Source organism: Gluconobacter sp. P1C6_b (assembly GCF_018811945.1).
Taxonomy (GTDB): domain Bacteria; phylum Pseudomonadota; class Alphaproteobacteria; order Acetobacterales; family Acetobacteraceae; genus Gluconobacter.
Window position 1 is genome coordinate 1 of the sequence record NZ_JACRVU010000040.1, and the last position, 15,983, is coordinate 15,983.

Here is a 15,983-nt window from a genome sequence, read left to right on the forward strand (position 1 = left end):
GTCTGTGGGGTCAGGAGCAGAGAGAACAGGCATGGCACGAGGCGATCTGACGGATCATGAATGGGCGGTGATTGGCCCGCTTCTGCCTTCTGAGCGTGGACGTTGGGCCCGTCCAGCCGGAGACAACCGCCTGTTTCTCAATGGCATGCTGCATGTTCTGCGGACCGGCTGTCCCTGGCGTGACATGCATGAACGCTACGGCAAGTGGAACTCCGTTTATGTCCGGTTTCGCCGTTGGGCCGAACAGGGCGTGTGGGATGCCCTACTGCAAACCCTGGTAGAGCTGGGGCTGACCGATGACTGGCAGCATATGCTCGACAGCACCGTAGTCCGTGCCCATTCGCAGGCCACTGGGGCAAAAGGGGGGCTCATGCGGAAGCTTCTGGTCGGTCACGCGGCGGCTTTACGAGCARAATCCACACCCGATGCGACAATCAGGGACGTCCTCCTGGCTTTGTCCTCACAGGCGGGCAGGTCTCGGATTACAGAACAACAGAAGCCTTGATGGCATTACCGGTTCCAAACCCCAGGGCCATGCTGGCTGATCGGGGCTATGACAGCGACGGTTTCCGCCAGAACCTGCTGATCCACGGGATCCTGCCGGTTATTTCCTCACGAAAAGGCCGCAGTGTTCCACAAAAAAAAACAGACTGGCGACGTTACAGGGACCGCAACCGCATCGAGCGGATGTTCAACCACCTCAAGCAGATGCGCCGCAGCGCGACCCGCTACGACAAGACCGCCCTGTCCTTCATGAGTTTCCTCAATATCGCCGCAGCAAGGCTCTGGATCAACTCTTTTGTCAACGTGGCCTAGGATCAGATGGTTAGTAGCGTAGAACAATGTCTATGGTTTCAAGCGATAGAGCATAGAGGTTCCTTATAGGCGTAGGGCACGCCTGAGCTCCGTATGCTCAAAAGCACTGGCCATTCGATTGATTTCGCTTCCTCGCGCGCCCGCGGCTTTGGCCACGTTACGCCAGGTGGCAGTGACCGTGGCTACGTCTCGGATGAGGCTGCGAGCTTGGTCTAAAGACAGTTCAAAATAGCCAGAGGCGGCTTCCAGAAGATCCAAAGAGCAGGTGCCGTCGTCCAGATCGATATGGGTGCTCAGGATCCGTGCCTTGATGTCGGAAGGGACAGGGTTGAGGTCATAAGCTGGAGAGAGATGCTAACCCCTGTCTTCGGACCACAGGAAGCCGTGATTGCGCAGATGGTCATCCACATTCGAAATCAGGACATTGAAGACCATGCGCCGATAGAGTGCCTGAGCTTCTGCTTTGCCTTGTGAGTCGTGGAGAAAAAGCATCTCTGCGATTTCGGGATAACTGACGCTTTCGCCGTCCTGACGCCCCAGCATCGCCATGACAGACAGGAAAGGGATGCGCTGTTCTCTTATCCGATCAAAACGCTGCATCAGCAGGGCACGCTTTCCTGAGACTTCGATCAGTCGGTGTGCGGCAGTAGGGATTCCTGTCTGATCTGCAAGCCTTAAGGCAATCGCTTCCCAGGTCTCGATGCAATAGTCGTCTGTTTCCTTTGGGAATTTTGCAATGGCCGGATGTCCGTCCTGATCTTGAATGGAGACCTTGGGCTTTGCTCCTCCCAGACACGTGGCGACTGGAAGAAGGGACGGCAATTCGTCTTCGGTCTCCTCGGCGCTAAAAAAGCGGTCGGAGTTTTGTAGTAATCGGTTGCTTCCAGCACGTCCCGGTCAGTCAGTCCGTTCGCATGTGCCGCTTCCGCACTGGGGAGAAGCAGTTCGTTCACCTGCTCCTTGCCGCCTCGTGCCTCCTTCGTCCGTTGCGTCGCCATAGCGCCAAGTGGATCGTAGCCACTGAACCCTTCCCGGAACAGACGACCGAGATTGACCGGCGTGATACCGACGACGGCACGGATCCGCTTTTTCGTCAGTGTGGCGTTGAGGACATATCTGTCTTGATGCCAACTCCAGATCCGGACCACAGTCATCCGTGTCGCAAGCTAATCCGCAGGTTCTGCATGAGGGCGGTTATTTTCTCCTTAATCCTTTGTTGATTTTCAGATAAAACGTAAAGAATGGAGAAGCCGATAGAGCGAAGAAAGCTGTCCGACGAAATCTTTGATCGTCTCAAAACGAAGATTTTTGACGGAACGCTTTCGAATGACGGCCTTGTTCCCTCGGAGCGGGAACTGATGGCTGTTTTCGGCGTCGGGAGGCCCGCGATACGCGAGGCCCTCCAGCGGCTGGAACATCATGGACTGATCACAATCGTACACGGCGAGAGAGCGAGGATTGCTCATCCAGATGAAACGTCGATTTTTCGGCAGATTGATCTCCCGACGCGTATTTTGCTGGCCTCTTCCGAAACGTCTCTTCAGCATCTCATTGAGGCCCGCAAACTCTTCGAGCGTGGATTGATACGGGTAGCGGCGGAGCGAGCGACAAAAAGCGATATCGACAGCCTTGCCGCCAAGATTGCGGATCAACGGGCCACGCTGACCGACATCCCGCAGTTCATTCAATGCGACATGAGCTTTCACATTGAGATTGCGCGTATTGCCGGAAATCCCCTGCTTTATAGCGTCGCAAAGAATATGTTGGGCTGGCTGGAGACGTTTCATGTTGAAATGCTGCATTGGTCTGGAAAGGAGAATGTCACCATCGTTGAGCACGAGGACATTCTCGAGGCTCTGGCTCAACGGGATCCTGATGCTGCCGAGCAGGCGATGGTTCGCCACCTTGACCGCAGTGCCGATCTGTTTGTGCATCCCCATCGTCTCTGACAGCGGGACAAAGTTCGAAGTTTAGAGTCCCAGAACGACCAGCATGGTGGCATAGGGCGAGAGTGTCACATATCCATCGCGGAGGGGCCTTTCTGAAAAGTCATCGCCTTCATCATCAAGACGCATGATGATCCTCGCTTCTCTGTGGTCATCGATGATAAGCTCCTGTGGCTCGTCCGTCAGGTTCGAAAGTAACAAATGCGGGCAGGAAACGCCGTCTGCGCGTCGGGCTCCATACGGCTTCTCGAATGCAAGTGCTGAAAAAATATGCGAGTTGTCCAGTTGGCATGCATATGACGTCCTTCCAGACGCTTCAGACAAAACGCGCGACGTATGATGGATGGGAAAGATCGTTTCCCTGTCCCAAAGACTCATCGGCGTATCGACGATACCGACCGTCACACTTTCAACGGTTTCCGACGCTATTCCCGCGAAATAGCCGACTTGCCATGCCGCAGCGAACGTCCCTGCCTGACGGGGGTCACGATCCGTCATGGGCTGCCGATGACGGGCGGGATTAGGAATCAGTCGCGCGCCATAGGGGTTCTGACGCATGGCTATGGATGCGGGTGCGATATGATAAGGCATGGACACGCCGATGATTTGCCGCGTGGAGCGGGTAATATCCGGCAGTGTTTGCAAGGTCTGCATGACAGAGAGGTCATCAGCCGCATGCACGATCGCGCTCGTGCCGTGGGCCACAAAGTCTAGAAGTTCTCTTGGCGGCCTTTTGCGGTTCAGTTCGGTAAAATAACTCATCATGCCGCCGCCCAGTAACAGGTCCGGAAAGATCGTCCTCGCGGCTGCATAGATCGTTTCCAGTGAAGGACATGCGGGCCAGGCGCTTCCCGGCGGCGTTGATTGTCGATCTACATCCGGGCAAAGCATAAGTGAGTCGATCTTGAGGCCTGTTGCATCGAGATCCGCGCGCAGTCTGGTTATGACGATCTGCGGGGCCTCGTCGATGGGGACCGCGAATTCCAGCCTCTTGTGAAAGGAAAGGTCGTCTCCCAGGTGGTCTGTGAGGGTTTTGAGACGCTGGAGCGCGGCGCGATCATGCCCTGCGGCGGGATCGTAATGCAGCAGAAGAAGGCGCGGATTGATTTCGCGAATTCGTTCTCTCGTCATCTGTTGTGATAATGCGACCTCTGGCGTGAGTATGAGGCCAATATCCGGCATCCGGCCAATGGGTGGGCCCAGCTTCAGGGTGGCAGGGGATAAGGACTGATCCTCGCCTTCCTTTATACCATTTCTCTCGTCACGAATACGTAGCCTGACGGATTGTTTGAACGGCTTTTTCTCTGGCAGAATATAAGGCCAAGGCAATGCCAGAGGGCGCACATATGTCTTGAATGATGCGTCTGACCACGCACGCTGATCCTCCGTCTCGAAGACATCGCCTTCCATGCGACACGAAACGCATAGGCCGTCCTTGGGGTAATGAGTGATCGCTCTGACATTTTTGAAGGGCTGCCATGGTTCGATGAGGTCAGAGAAATATGTCTTTTCTTCGCTCCCGTCTGCATGATTGACGAGAGCCGGCTGCCCAACAGTTCCGTTGAGGGGATGCAGGATCGTAAAACCGCAACGTGCGGTTACGAAGTCCTTCACGGGGCAAGCCGTCACTTCAAATATAAGATCATGCTCATTGAAGCACTCTATGCGCACGGAGAGGTTGATCGCTTGTTCGCTGTTCTCCGTATCGACGCAGGACGCCTCGTAACGGACAAAAAAACCGCCACGTGTTTCTGTGACGTGCAGTTCGCTGCTATTAAGCGTGTAAGAACCCCAGTCCTTGTCGCGAATGACATAGCTGATCCCCCGGATAATCTCGATGCCGCCGTATCGTATGCTGCGCAACTGACCGTCTGCGAGATCCGCTTCAAGACGTCCGGCACAAAGGCGGCGCGCTTCAACTGGAGGTTCCGTAGTGCCGAAGCGTCGGACCAACAGACTTTCCGGAGTGCGTGGCATGATCAGGAGACCTCGATAATTCGCCCGGCAGAGGCGCTTTCATAGGCGGCTTCGACGAGGGCGAAAGTTTTCAGGTTGTCTCGTCCGTTCGTGAATGGCTCCGCCTCGGTTTGGAGGCATTTGACCCAATGTCGCTGAATATTGAGTACGCTTTCCTGAATATTGAACCAGGGTTTCTGCGCCCAGTCGAGCAGGAGCGGCGTGACGTCGAGCGTGCGGTCTGAGGATTTGTTCATGACGAGCAGCTTGTAATCCTGTGTCAGGCGCAGGGACCCGGAGGTGCCGTCGATTTCGATGAGGGTCTGCGGGAACGGGTCGCGTTCGAAGGTGCTGGCATAGGAACAATCGATCACAGAGGTGGTGCCGTTCACATGCCCAAGCATGATGGTCGCCACATCCTCACCCTTGATCGTCTCGTTCACACGTTGAGTCCGTGCCCAAAGCGATGCGACATCCCCCATCAGGAAGCGAGCCACATCCAGTAGATGGATGCCGAGGTCCTCGATGATGAAACGTTCGCCTTTGGCGAGATAGGGCTGTTGAGCGTAGACATCATATCCGGACCGGAAGCTGATGCGGCACCAGAATGGCAGCCCGACGGCCCCTTCCGCGATCTGCGCCTTGAGGGCGAGAACGGGTGTCTGCCAGCGGAAGTTCTCATGGATCATGAAGGGCCTGCCGGAGGTCGCCATCGCTTCGACCATCGCACGCGCGTCGGCCAGAGACGGCGCGATCGGCTTCTGGCAGATCGCCGCCACCCCGCGCCGGGCCGCAGCCTCCACGAGAATCCTGTGAGAGGGTGGAGTGGTGGCGATATCAAGAAAGTCGATGGCTTCGTCGTCCAGCAAAGCCTCGATATCCGTATAGAGTCGCGTTATTCCGAAGCGGGCACCAGTTTCGGCCAGACGCGTTTCATTGGTGTCGCAGAGGGCGACGATTTCGACACCGTCGAGCGCACGCCATGCTTCAAGTTGATTGAGAGCGAAAAAACCACACCCTACAACAGCGCCATGCAAAATCTTCGGCGATGAACCCGTATTTGTCATGATAGGCTTCTCCATGGGCGAAAAACGAGGTACGGGGGCTAATGGCGGATGCGACGATTGGAAAAAGCGCTCCTGTCTGGCCAATGGTTACGTCATGAAACAATGGCTTCGAGTTCCTGCCCCGGCGAAATGGGCCGGAGCAGCGCAGTGACGAGCATGCCAAGTGATCCAAGTACGGCAACGACGACCCACGTCAGTGTCGGATTGTGCTGGCCTGCGACTGCTGTCCAGAGGACGCTTCCGGAAACGAACCCCAGCACCAGCATGGCAGCGAGAAAACCGACGGCGGTTCCGCGAATGCGTGTGGGGAAGCTCTCGCTCTGGTAGGCGTATCCTGCAGCCGACCAAACGCCGTTTGTGATCTGATACAGGAAGAAGTAGTCGAGAACGATGAGCCAGTAAGCCTGAGCGTAGAGAAAAATGAGGCTCAGCGGTGCCACAAGGGTGGCAGAAAGGACGATGACAGTCTTGCGCCCTATCCGTTCGCCGAGCCATCCACCACCGACATAGAAGAAAAAACCGGCGCCTCCCGACAGAAGCATCAGGAAGCTCGCCTGATGGCTTGTGAAGTTCTTGTGCTCCGTCAGCCAGTAGGTGATGTAGAAATTCGTGGCCACGTAACTTGCGCCGTATGAAATCCACCCGATCGACAAAATCACGAGTTGACGCCGAATATCGCCCGGCATGAGGAAAAGTTCCCGGAGCGTGGGCTTCGTTCCCTCAATCGACTGGCGTATTTTTTCTTCCTCAAACCGTTCCGATTCCTTTATGAAAACGCGGCCGAGCATCACAGCGAGGATGGGTAATACCCCTAGAAGGAACACGAAGCGCCAACCCATTCTGTCGAAAATCAGGTAGACTCCAGAGGCAAGAAAAACTCCCAGCGGCCATCCACCCTGCACGATCGAGTAGAGAAGGCCGCGATTGCGTGCAGGCAACTGCTCGTTGACAATCGTGATGGAGACGGCAAGTTCTGAGTAGGCAAGGCCCGATGCCAGTGCTCTGACCGTGGCAAGTTCCCAGAAATTATGCACAAGGCAGGTCATTCCAGTGAAGATGGCCGTGCCGCTCATGCAGATCATCCACATCCGCTTGCGGCCGTAGCGGTCCATACCGTAGCCCACGAAGAGGGTGACGATAAATTGTGCGCCGTAGACAACGAAGCCGAGAATGCCGAGCTCATATTCGCTGATGCCAAGGTTCTGGGCGATTTCTGGCAGGGCAAGAACTAGAAGATTGACATCGTATGAAGCCAGCGCCCACCCGGCGCATGCCACCACGATAAGATAGAAAATATATTTCGGGCTTGAGGACAGGCTCCGATACGCGATTTTCGAATCCATGAGCGTTCTCTTCGGTTCCGGTTCGCCTGTCTTCAGGCCAGACCTTGCAGGATGTTGGAAAAATAGACGTCGTTCCCGACCTGACCGCCTTTGAGGGCGATCTGGAGACCGTCCAGATCAGGGTCATCCGAATGTGCCGTGCACAGCGGCGAGCCGGGCGTCTGCGGAAGTGGAAGACACAGGGTTAGCGCGTAAATCCCCATTTCCTTCAAAGCATGACTGGAGGTATCGCCACCAGCGATGATGGCGCGTCTTAATCCTGCTTGTCGGACCAACTGGGCAAGGAGCTGGCCGAGGCCGCGTCCGATAGCATGACGTCCATCCATGGCAGAGGCGGCGAGCTCGGCGCCTAAATCGGTATCGGGGCCGAGCGCAGTATGGACGATCACGCTTTGTCCCTTATCTAGGGCGTCCAGCGCTGCCTGTGTAACGTCGATCAGGGCATCCCTGGCGCCATGGTCTAGAAATACCCGCGGGTCCAGAGAAAGACGGACGAAGCCTTGACTGACCGCGTGCTCGATCTGACGGGCCGTTGTCGGGGAGACACTGCCCGAGACGACGGCGATTTTTTCCACTGCACCCGGAGCCTCGAAAGAAAGCGGGGGCAGATCGAAATTGTGCACGTTCCAAGCATGCGCGAGTGCATATTCGACGCCCGACGAACCGATCACGAAGCGACTACCGTTATGCTGCAGCCGCACGAGTTGACGCCCGACGGCCGTCTGACTGGCTGTGTCGAGCACATCGAAGAGGAGGGCTTCCGCATCAGCAGCGATCCGATCAACGGCTGCGTCGGAACGTGAAGTCGGAAAATCGACTAGCACAATACGGGCGGCTGTCTGTTTTGAGAGATGGGCTATCAGATCCGAGTCTGCCATTGGCGTCACAGGGTGGCGCGCCATCACGGGATGGCGGTCAATGCGGTAAGTCCGATCCTGGAAGGCTGCGAACAGATGACCGAACGCCGTGTAGCGACGCAGTTGAGGTGCTCCCACGACGATCGGAACGGGCGTATGACCAAAAATCTCGCGGCCGATGTCCAACGCAGTGCCAATATTGCCGACCTCTGGTGAGGAATCAAAGGTCGAGCACACTTTGTAATGGGTTATTTCCGCATCCAGAGAATGCAGCCAGTGAAAGGCGGCCTGCAAATGCACGCGCATCCATTCAGGTGTTTCGCTTCGGCTTGTGCCAGCGAGTCCGATGGCGCGCACGTCTGCGAAAACGGCGCGCTGTTTTTCCGTCGGGGGTTCGATGAAGAGCACGGTTGGTACGCCAACGAGACTGAGAGCCTCCATGACATCCGTTGATCCTGTCAGATCATCGCCGTAATAGGCTATCATGAGTTTCATGGCCATTTTCCGATCGTTTGCACTATGCAAGGTCGAGTTGCCCGAATGTCTCCAGGGCATGGCGAAGTTCGGAGTGAGTATTTGCGTGGACTGCGAGCGGAATTTCGCGTGCCGCCGCGTCCCAAGCCTGTCGGACCGCACGCACGCCGGCGGCCGGACCGTCGGGATGACTGACGATGCCGCCGCCACAGAGATAAAGAAGGTCGAGCGTCTTGCCCGTGCGTTGCCATGTCTCCGGGGCCTGACCACCCCACTGTCCTGAACACACGACCGGCATGCATGTGTCGGAGGGAGCGAAGATCGGCGTCGTACAGTCGGAAAAAGCCTGAACGAAAGATTCGTCCGGCTCCCAGTATTTCGCGCGAATACCATTGATCTGCATCTGATCGACGCCCAGAAGACGCCAGAATTTGCAATATACCTTGAAATCCATCCCCAGACCCGGATGGCGCGTCAGAATGTCCCATCCATTGCGATGGGCGTGCAGGACAAGACGGCTGCGCTTGCGCAGAAAGGCCATTCCGCCGAAGCCGACCGACTGGATATTGATGACGGCCGCGTTGCCGCCCGCATTGGCGACGATGTCGTGATTTCGCATCATCACGTCCGGATCGGTCGCGGAAATTCCAAATGCATACATGACCTTGCGACCGGTCTTCTGCTCATGGTCCAAGATGACGGGCATTACGGCCTTCACACGCTCCTCGAGCGGCGAGTAGGCGGGGGACATGAGTTTTTCATCGTCCTTGATGAAATCGACCCCGGCGTCGACAAGATCGCGCACGAGGTCTGCCGTCTCGTGGGGGCGCAAGCCCAGCGCGGGCTTGATGATTGTTCCGATAACGGGACGTCCTTCCACGCCTGTCAGCATGCGGGTTCCCGATGTGCCGAATTGTGGACCGGGGTAAGCGTTCCGGAACGATTTGGGCAGCGCGATATCGCGAATTCGAATGCCACTGAAGCCACGTATCGAAAATACGCCTCCCATAGTTATCGTCATGATGGCCGCTAGATCGGGGCCCACGGCTGCAACGGGGTAAGCGATATCGGCCTCAATGCGACGATACTCTCGCGCTCCGGCTTCCTGAGGGAATGAGGGTGTTCCAACCGACGAAAGATGGCGGATGCCCACCACCTGGGCGGCGACGCGCGCCTTGAGTTCTGGTGTTTCACCCGCCAGTGGCACGAATGTGCCTGTCGACTGATCGTGCGCGATCTTGTACGCGAGCGCTTCGGGATCGCCCGCGCTTTCGATGTGGTAGGTCACAACGACCATGTCAGTCAGACAGGACATGCTCAAATACTCTTTGATCGTGAAATGAGGTCAGGAACCTGGCGGGACAGGAATACTGCTCGTCAGGTAATGCGTTCGATGCTGGCGGCGATTTCCTCTGGCTCAAAAACGCGGCGCCAGTCGTCACGCATCAGCATGGGTTTTCCGAACTGGATCGCCTTGTTACAGGCGTCGGAGAACACGCCTGGAGTTTCCTCGAAAATGACGGAGCCAAGCACGTTTAAATGGCCCAGCAGGAAATCGCGCGCGGCGACCTTGTCGACACCTCGCGCAATCACCTCGTCCATCGCCTCCCGCATGACGACCAGTAAAGTTGCTGCCACGGTTTCCGAGAGACCAGGCTCAAGAAGCGCCATCTGCTCGACCGTAACGCGATGCGAGCGCATCACGGGGGCCCAGATGACCTTTGCGATTTCTTCGCCCAGTGCGAATGCTTCTTCGGGACCCTGCATCAGGGCGCTGACGATATGCTGCTTGGCGTGAACGCCACCGAAAAAATCCCGCTTGGCCTCCATGCCGGTCTCATCGTTGAAAATGGGCGGATGGCAAGGATGCGTGACAAAATAGGTTAGATCGTCCCGCTGCGGGAGATGCCCGGCGAAGGGTGCAGCGGCGTCCAGAGCGATCACCATCGTGCCGGGCGAGAGCCGATCGGCCAATGATGCGGATACACGCCCGATCAAGGTGTCGGGTACAGCGAGAATCACGACATCTGCTTGGGTGAGAGCGTCATCCTCGGAGACGCATTCAACTCCCAGGGTCGTTTGGAGGCGCTCCCTCCCGGGTGCTGCGGGTTCGACATGCGCCACTTGAAACGCCGAATGTCGTAGATTGGACGCCAGCCGGAAACCCATTTTTCCGCCAGCACCGAACAGTGCAATTTTTGTCATGCCACGTCTGCTTCACCAAAGTTGGGAACACTAAACTGGTATGATGATCATATGATGTGATCAACTAGCAATTTAATGTCTCTCGAATTTGTTATGAACAAACCATATCTGTGTTATTTTTGTGTTTTAAATTTCATCGGTTTGGCGGAAGCGCGCGGCGAGCCGCCCCATTCTTCCATCCTGCTGCTCAAGGCAGTAGGGCGAAAAACCTATCAGAGCTATTACCCGCTCCGGCTGGCAGGGAAACACCGTGGTCGACCCTCTGTTCTGACGGCACGCGAATGTAGACACGCGCGAACTGAGGGACGTAGGCCGGTCGTTAAGAGAATTTGCAGAAATATTTTGGGTTATACCAACGGCCATCGCCTGGAGAGTTCGAAAAACCCATGGGGTTTGAGCGGGTCTCCGTGATTCTTTCTCCTGCTCCTGGACGGGGAGAAGGGACGAAACAGTCGGGCTTCTTTGATGTTGAAGAGGATATTGCTCGCCTGAGTGGGCTTGGCAATCATCTCGAAGCGTTTTCCTAGATTGTGGATTTTGAGGCGTTCCGTTTAACCGGGATAAGGTTCTGGTCTATGCGGATGGGATCAAAGGCGACCGTCCCTCTTTTGATCCGGTTCTGGTGTTCAAAATCCTCGTCATCCAGAGGATGAATAATCATCTCCGATGAACGGATGGAGTATTTGAACAACGACGGTCCGTTCTTCATGCGTTTTCTCGATCTTGGACGATCGAATATCGCGTGCCTGATACCAAAACGGTCTGGCTGTTTCGCGAACGTCTGACATAGGCTGGTGCCATCGACATGCCGTTCGACCGGTTCAATAACACGCTACGGAACGCCGGTTAACTTCAGGCAGGCGTTAATTGCTGTTCACCATGACTTGGGAAAGACAGAAGCAGGCGAGGTCTGCTTTTGGGTAACCATACAATCGCTTGAATTGTCCGGGATGAGGCGAAAGCGGACCTGCTGCTTACGCCTCATAGCCGCCCCCTATACGAGGGTGACGGCCTGCCGAAAGCTGACATTGTTTTTACCCGAATTGCACATGGGTAAGCTGTTCGGAGATATCCCACAGGCGGGCAGCGTCCTGCCGGTCGAGTGCGGCGGGAGGTATTTTGGCAGCGGTGGGATACCCCCGTGTCTCGCTCAGCCTGTCGGGGCCATAATAACAGCCGCCCTTTGCCTCCGATGACGTCGCGGCGAAAAGTGTCGGGAGTGCGCCCTGGGCGGCTGGCTGGAAGAGAAACCACAACATCCGCCGCGCAAGGCCCAATATGCTCGAAGCCCCAGCCCCGTTCGGAAGCAGATCGGTACGCGAGATGCCGGGATGGGCTGCGATGCTGGTGATCCCCCAGTTTCCCGCGTCGCTGCGACGCTGAAGTTCCAACGCAAACATCAGGCAAGCCAGCTTGGACTGGCTATAGACCGGCATGGGCTTATAACTATGTGCGGCCTGAAGATCGTCAAACGCGATCTGACCGTCACGCGCAGCAATGCTGGAGAGTGTTACAACGCGCGGATGGTTCCCCTTGCGAAGCAGGGGCAGCAGATGCGCGGTGAGTGCGAAATGTCCAAGATAATTGGTTCCGAACTGCAGCTCGAAACCATCCGAGGTCACTTTGCGTGTGGGTGGCATCATCACGCCGGCATTGTTGATAAGCACGTCGAGATGGTCGTGTTGGCTACGCAGACGTTCGCCAAACGCGGCAATTGACGCAAGATCAGCCAGATCAAGAGCTTCAAAGCTGATGGCGGCCTTGGGAATGTCCCTTTTGATCCGGGCAACAGCTTCCGCGCCTTTGCCCGGGTTTCGTCCGGCGAGAATGACCGTTGCCCCGGCGCGCGCGAGCGCCAGCGCATCTTCAAACCCGAGGCCGCCTGTCCCGGTTACGACGAATGAGCGGTCATGTATATCTGGAATGTTTGACGTCGTCCATTTGCTCATGTCCGGCTCCTGTACAGGTAAGAAATTCCCTTATTGGGAAGTGATGGTCGATAGTTAGCTGTGCCTATCGGGAGGACGAATGCCCGAACTGCCAAATTTCTTGCCCGATCCTGCAATGGTCTGGCTCAGGCCATGCGCAGGGCGTAGATTGGAGCAGTTGGAATTTGAGCCGGAGCAAGGCATGTCTTCATCTCTCGCCAGAGCTGTAACCTACTATCTGGACGCGCAGGGTTGTGGCGCGAATGGGCTTTGCACGACGTCGTTCGACGGTCTGAATATCATCAGGCTGAGCGAAAAGACGCCGCCGAGTGGCATGGTCTACAAACCGTCGCTCTGCATCACCCTTCAGGGCGCGAAGGCGGTAGAGTTTGGCGATGCCATTTTCGAGTATGGCGCCATGGCGTTCCTGCTGGTCAGCATTGAAATACCCGCTCTTGGTCGTGTGACGGAGGCGAGCCCTGAATGTCCCTATATCGGCATCACTCTGGATCTGGACGCAGGGATCCTGCGTGAGGTCATGTCGGAACTCGCTCAGCCGCCTGTTCCGTCGAATGATCAGGGTCTCGGGGTCTTCGTCGCCGACCTGTCTGAAGATCTGGCGAATTGCATCCGACGGCTTATACGACTGCTCGATAATCCTGCGGCGCTCCCGATCCTCTGGCCGGCGATCATGCGGGAAATCTGTTTCTGGCTGTTAACAGGGCCTCATGCGGGCGAGGTCTGTAAACTCGTCCTGCCCGACAGTCACATGCAACGGGTTGCAGAGGCCATTCATCTGCTGCGCGCCAACTTTACGAAGCCGGTAAGGATTGAGCATCTTGCTGCTGTCGCACGCATGAGTCTTTCGTCTTTCCATCAGCATTTCAAAATGCTGACCTCCATGACGCCGCTCCAGTATCAAAAGCAACTGCGTCTTCTTGAAGCACGTCGCCTCATGGTGTCAGAGGACGTCAGCGTCTCAAACGCCGCGTTTGAAGTCGGTTATGAAAGCCCGTCGCAGTTCAGTCGGGATTATGTTCGCAGGTTCGGGACCGCACCCAAACGCGACGTGATGGAACTTCGGTCCTTTATCATCTGATCATGCAGGGCCCGTGTGTAAGGCGCTATCCATCGGATTGTGTCGGATTTTGTGGCTCCAGCAATCATCATCGTGGCTGTAGCGTCACCAATTGATACTGCGGCCACGTCGTGAAGGTGAGGCTGGTCTGGTCAAAGTCAACGAGGCCTTTGACCGGGTGATAAAACCTGCGGGCACCGCCCTCTCGCAGCAGTACGCTTTGATTGTGCCAAAGACGCTCAAAATCCGGGCTTTGGGATCGCAGGTCGTGGACAAGCGTTTCAACCTGCTTCCTGTCGCCGTGAATGCTGGCGGCCCGGAATTCTGCAAGTACCCGTCGGGCACTGTTCTCCCAGTCCTCAAGGAAAGTCCGGGCACAGGGAGCAAGAAAGACGTAGCGCAGCAGGTTGTGCTCCCCGCTATCCAGCCATCCGACAAAGAGATCCTGGGCCGGTCTGTTGCAGGCGCAGGCGTTCCACAACGTATCCAGCACATAGCACGGAACGGTCATCTGCTCGGGGAATGTCCGGACGGGTTCGGGAAGACCGGATGCAACAGCGGGCCGGGACGCATCAGGGTCTTTCATCTGCGCCAGTTCGAACAGGTAAACCCGTTCAGCGCGCGAGAGATGCAGGGCAGTAGCGATACGCGCCAGTGTCGCTGCCGAGCACGAGACATCGCGGCCCTGTTCGAGCCACGTATACCAGGTTGTGCTGATGCCACAGAGCTGGGCGGCCTCTTCCCGTCGCAGCCCTTTTGCCCGACGTCGTCCGGGCAGCGGATGCAAGCCCACATCGCCGGGCGAGAGGGCATCGCGGCGCGCGCGCAGGAAGGCTCCAAGGGTGCGGTGCTGTTCAGGGGAAAAACGCATGATAGTGGTTTTTATACCAGTATAAAAGACGACCTTATACCCGTTTTCCATGTCTGGCAGCGTGGGTGCTCACGAGAGATGAGATGACGGAGGCAAAGAAGATGACGGAACCTTACGCGGCAAAGCACTATTCTGCCCGGGCACAGGATTATGTCTCCAGCACGGTCCACAGTCAGGGCAGCGATCTGGATATGATCGAACGCCTGGTGGTGAAAAAGGAGTTGCGACGCGTTCTGGATCTCGGCTGCGGGGGTGGTCACGTCACCTATCGGCTGGCCCCCCATGTTGGAGAGGTCGTCGCGTGCGACGTGACCGGTCCGATGCTGGATGCCGTGACGCAGGAAGCCGCACGACGGGGGTTGTCCAACGTTACGGCAGTGCAGACCTCCGCAGAGGAACTCCCCTTTGAGGATGGGAGCTTTGATGCCGTGTTCTGCCGCTTCACGACCCATCACTGGTCGGATGCCATAGCGGGCTTGCGGGAGGCGAGACGGGTGCTATCCCCATCGGGTACAGCCCTGTTTATTGATGTGACGGCTCCTCCTTCCGCCCTGCTGGATAGCTGGCTGCAGTCGATAGAACTCCTTCGCGATCTCTCGCATGTGCGGGATTATACCGTAGCCGAATGGGCGGACTTACTGGGGCAGGCGGGTTTCGTTCTTCAGACCGTCGGGACCCATCGCCTGCGTATGGACTTCGAAAGCTGGGTGGCGCGAACGAACACACCTCCTGAGCGTGTCGTGGCCATCCGTTCCCTGCAACAGGCCGCACCGGAAGAGGTGAAGCGTTATTTCGGGATTGAGGCGGATGGCAGCTTCATGATCGACGCCAGCAGTTTTCAGGTGATGCCTCTGTGACGGAATTACAGTTGCTGCAGGAAAACGCCTAATGTGTAATTCGTCTGTTTTGAAACAGTCTTTCAGTATCGGGAGGAATAAAGACGTGAGCCGGGAGTCCGTACAGGTCGTTTTTTGAAACGAACACACCAGACATCAGACTTGTGGTGCTGACGGACAGCATGGCAACGGTAACGAAACCTACGGCCGCTTACGCCTCATATCAGTCATCGAGGGTCATTGAAGGATTTCCCAATAGCGGACACTTAATGAGAGCTGTAAGTTCGTGGAATGCCCGAGGCCAAGCACCATACGGATCTTTCTTCAGCGGCCACTATTTATATGTCACGATGGCATCTAGGTCACGTTGACAAAAGAGTTGATCCAGAGCCTTGCTGCGGCGATATTGAGGAAACTCATGAAGGACAGGGCGGTCTTGTCGTAGCGGGTCGCGCTGCGGCGCATCTGCTTGAGGTGGTTGAACATCCGCTCGATGCGGTTGCGGTCCCTGTAACGTCGCCAGTCTGTTTTTTTGTGGAACACTGCGGTCTTTTCGTGAGGGCATAACCGGCAGGATCCCGTGGATCAGCAGGTTCTGGCGGAAAT

General features: G+C 56.5%; 13 protein-coding genes and 2 pseudogenes. 5 read left to right on the forward strand and 10 right to left on the reverse strand.

Annotation, left to right across the window (positions count from 1 at the left end):
• The first annotated feature begins 31 nt into the window (after positions 1–31).
• A pseudogene (locus KP701_RS16420) lies at positions 32–816 on the forward strand (IS5 family transposase).
• Positions 817–1,170: 354 nt separating this feature from the next.
• Here the strand turns inward: KP701_RS16420 and KP701_RS15345 are convergent.
• Positions 1,171–1,638: a type II toxin-antitoxin system HipA family toxin gene (locus KP701_RS15345; protein ID WP_215747824.1), complete on the reverse strand. Its 468-nt coding sequence runs from the start codon at positions 1,636–1,638 to the stop codon at positions 1,171–1,173.
• A gap of 419 nt (positions 1,639–2,057) precedes the next feature.
• Between KP701_RS15345 and nanR the strand changes: the two genes are divergently transcribed.
• Entirely contained in the window at positions 2,058–2,765 is a 708-nt protein-coding gene (gene nanR / locus KP701_RS15350; RefSeq protein ID WP_215747825.1) for a transcriptional regulator NanR, read from the forward strand.
• A 21-nt stretch (positions 2,766–2,786) separates the two neighbouring features.
• On the opposite strand, the gene KP701_RS15355 is transcribed toward nanR, so the two are convergent.
• The 6 genes from KP701_RS15355 to KP701_RS15380 all read right to left on the reverse strand — a co-directional run bounded on the left by KP701_RS15355 (position 2,787) and on the right by KP701_RS15380 (position 10,664).
• Positions 2,787–4,715 carry a hypothetical protein gene (locus KP701_RS15355; RefSeq protein WP_215747826.1) on the reverse strand — a complete coding sequence of 643 codons (1,929 nt, stop codon included), beginning with the start codon at positions 4,713–4,715 and terminating at the stop codon, positions 2,787–2,789.
• 26 nt (positions 4,716–4,741) lie between these two features.
• Positions 4,742–5,785: a Gfo/Idh/MocA family protein gene (locus KP701_RS15360; RefSeq protein WP_215747827.1), complete on the reverse strand. Its 1,044-nt coding sequence runs from the start codon at positions 5,783–5,785 to the stop codon at positions 4,742–4,744.
• A 92-nt stretch (positions 5,786–5,877) separates the two neighbouring features.
• Entirely contained in the window at positions 5,878–7,128 is a 1,251-nt protein-coding gene (locus KP701_RS15365; RefSeq protein ID WP_215747828.1) for an MFS transporter, read from the reverse strand.
• Between the two features lie 32 nt (positions 7,129–7,160).
• Positions 7,161–8,480 (reverse strand): four-carbon acid sugar kinase family protein, encoded by a 1,320-nt coding sequence (locus KP701_RS15370; RefSeq protein WP_215747829.1) that lies wholly within the window; start codon positions 8,478–8,480, stop codon positions 7,161–7,163.
• Positions 8,481–8,502: 22 nt separating this feature from the next.
• Entirely contained in the window at positions 8,503–9,774 is a 1,272-nt protein-coding gene (oiaX, locus tag KP701_RS15375; RefSeq protein WP_215747830.1) for a 3-oxo-isoapionate-4-phosphate decarboxylase OiaX, read from the reverse strand.
• 62 nt (positions 9,775–9,836) lie between these two features.
• Entirely contained in the window at positions 9,837–10,664 is an 828-nt protein-coding gene (locus KP701_RS15380) for a phosphogluconate dehydrogenase C-terminal domain-containing protein (protein WP_215747831.1), read from the reverse strand.
• A 386-nt stretch (positions 10,665–11,050) separates the two neighbouring features.
• Between KP701_RS15380 and KP701_RS15385 the strand changes: the two are divergent.
• Positions 11,051–11,451: pseudogene (locus tag KP701_RS15385) on the forward strand (transposase); the annotation flags it as partial.
• 247 nt (positions 11,452–11,698) lie between these two features.
• Here the strand turns inward: KP701_RS15385 and KP701_RS15390 are convergent.
• Positions 11,699–12,613, reverse strand: coding sequence for an SDR family oxidoreductase (locus KP701_RS15390; RefSeq protein WP_215747832.1), 915 nt, complete (start codon positions 12,611–12,613; stop codon positions 11,699–11,701).
• A 181-nt stretch (positions 12,614–12,794) separates the two neighbouring features.
• On the opposite strand from KP701_RS15390, the gene KP701_RS15395 reads away from it, so the two are divergent.
• The gene (locus tag KP701_RS15395) at positions 12,795–13,691 is read left to right on the forward strand and encodes an AraC family transcriptional regulator (protein ID WP_215747833.1); all 897 of its coding nucleotides are present in this window, start codon (positions 12,795–12,797) and stop codon (positions 13,689–13,691) included.
• A gap of 67 nt (positions 13,692–13,758) precedes the next feature.
• On the opposite strand, the gene KP701_RS15400 is transcribed toward KP701_RS15395, so the two are convergent.
• Positions 13,759–14,541: a helix-turn-helix transcriptional regulator gene (locus KP701_RS15400; RefSeq protein WP_252345682.1), complete on the reverse strand. Its 783-nt coding sequence runs from the start codon at positions 14,539–14,541 to the stop codon at positions 13,759–13,761.
• A 101-nt stretch (positions 14,542–14,642) separates the two neighbouring features.
• Between KP701_RS15400 and KP701_RS15405 the strand changes: the two genes are divergently transcribed.
• Positions 14,643–15,398 (forward strand): class I SAM-dependent methyltransferase, encoded by a 756-nt coding sequence (locus KP701_RS15405; RefSeq protein WP_215747835.1) that lies wholly within the window; start codon positions 14,643–14,645, stop codon positions 15,396–15,398.
• A gap of 336 nt (positions 15,399–15,734) precedes the next feature.
• On the opposite strand, the gene KP701_RS15410 is transcribed toward KP701_RS15405, so the two are convergent.
• Positions 15,735–15,920, reverse strand: coding sequence for a transposase (locus tag KP701_RS15410; RefSeq protein WP_215747491.1), 186 nt, complete (start codon positions 15,918–15,920; stop codon positions 15,735–15,737).
• Between the last annotated feature and the right edge of the window lie 63 nt (positions 15,921–15,983).

Coding starts and splice junctions, on each gene's coding strand:
- nanR (WP_215747825.1), top strand. CDS start 2,058: ATGGAGAAGCCGATAGAGCGAAGAAAGCTGTCCGACGAAATCTTTGAT.
- KP701_RS15365 (WP_215747828.1), bottom strand. CDS start 7,128: ATGGATTCGAAAATCGCGTATCGGAGCCTGTCCTCAAGCCCGAAATAT.
- KP701_RS15370 (WP_215747829.1), bottom strand. CDS start 8,480: ATGAAACTCATGATAGCCTATTACGGCGATGATCTGACAGGATCAACG.
- KP701_RS15400 (WP_252345682.1), bottom strand. CDS start 14,541: ATGCGTTTTTCCCCTGAACAGCACCGCACCCTTGGAGCCTTCCTGCGC.
- oiaX (WP_215747830.1), bottom strand. CDS start 9,774: ATGTCCTGTCTGACTGACATGGTCGTTGTGACCTACCACATCGAAAGC.
- KP701_RS15405 (WP_215747835.1), top strand. CDS start 14,643: ATGACGGAACCTTACGCGGCAAAGCACTATTCTGCCCGGGCACAGGAT.
- KP701_RS15380 (WP_215747831.1), bottom strand. CDS start 10,664: ATGACAAAAATTGCACTGTTCGGTGCTGGCGGAAAAATGGGTTTCCGG.
- KP701_RS15390 (WP_215747832.1), bottom strand. CDS start 12,613: ATGAGCAAATGGACGACGTCAAACATTCCAGATATACATGACCGCTCA.
- KP701_RS15395 (WP_215747833.1), top strand. CDS start 12,795: ATGTCTTCATCTCTCGCCAGAGCTGTAACCTACTATCTGGACGCGCAG.
- KP701_RS15360 (WP_215747827.1), bottom strand. CDS start 5,785: ATGACAAATACGGGTTCATCGCCGAAGATTTTGCATGGCGCTGTTGTA.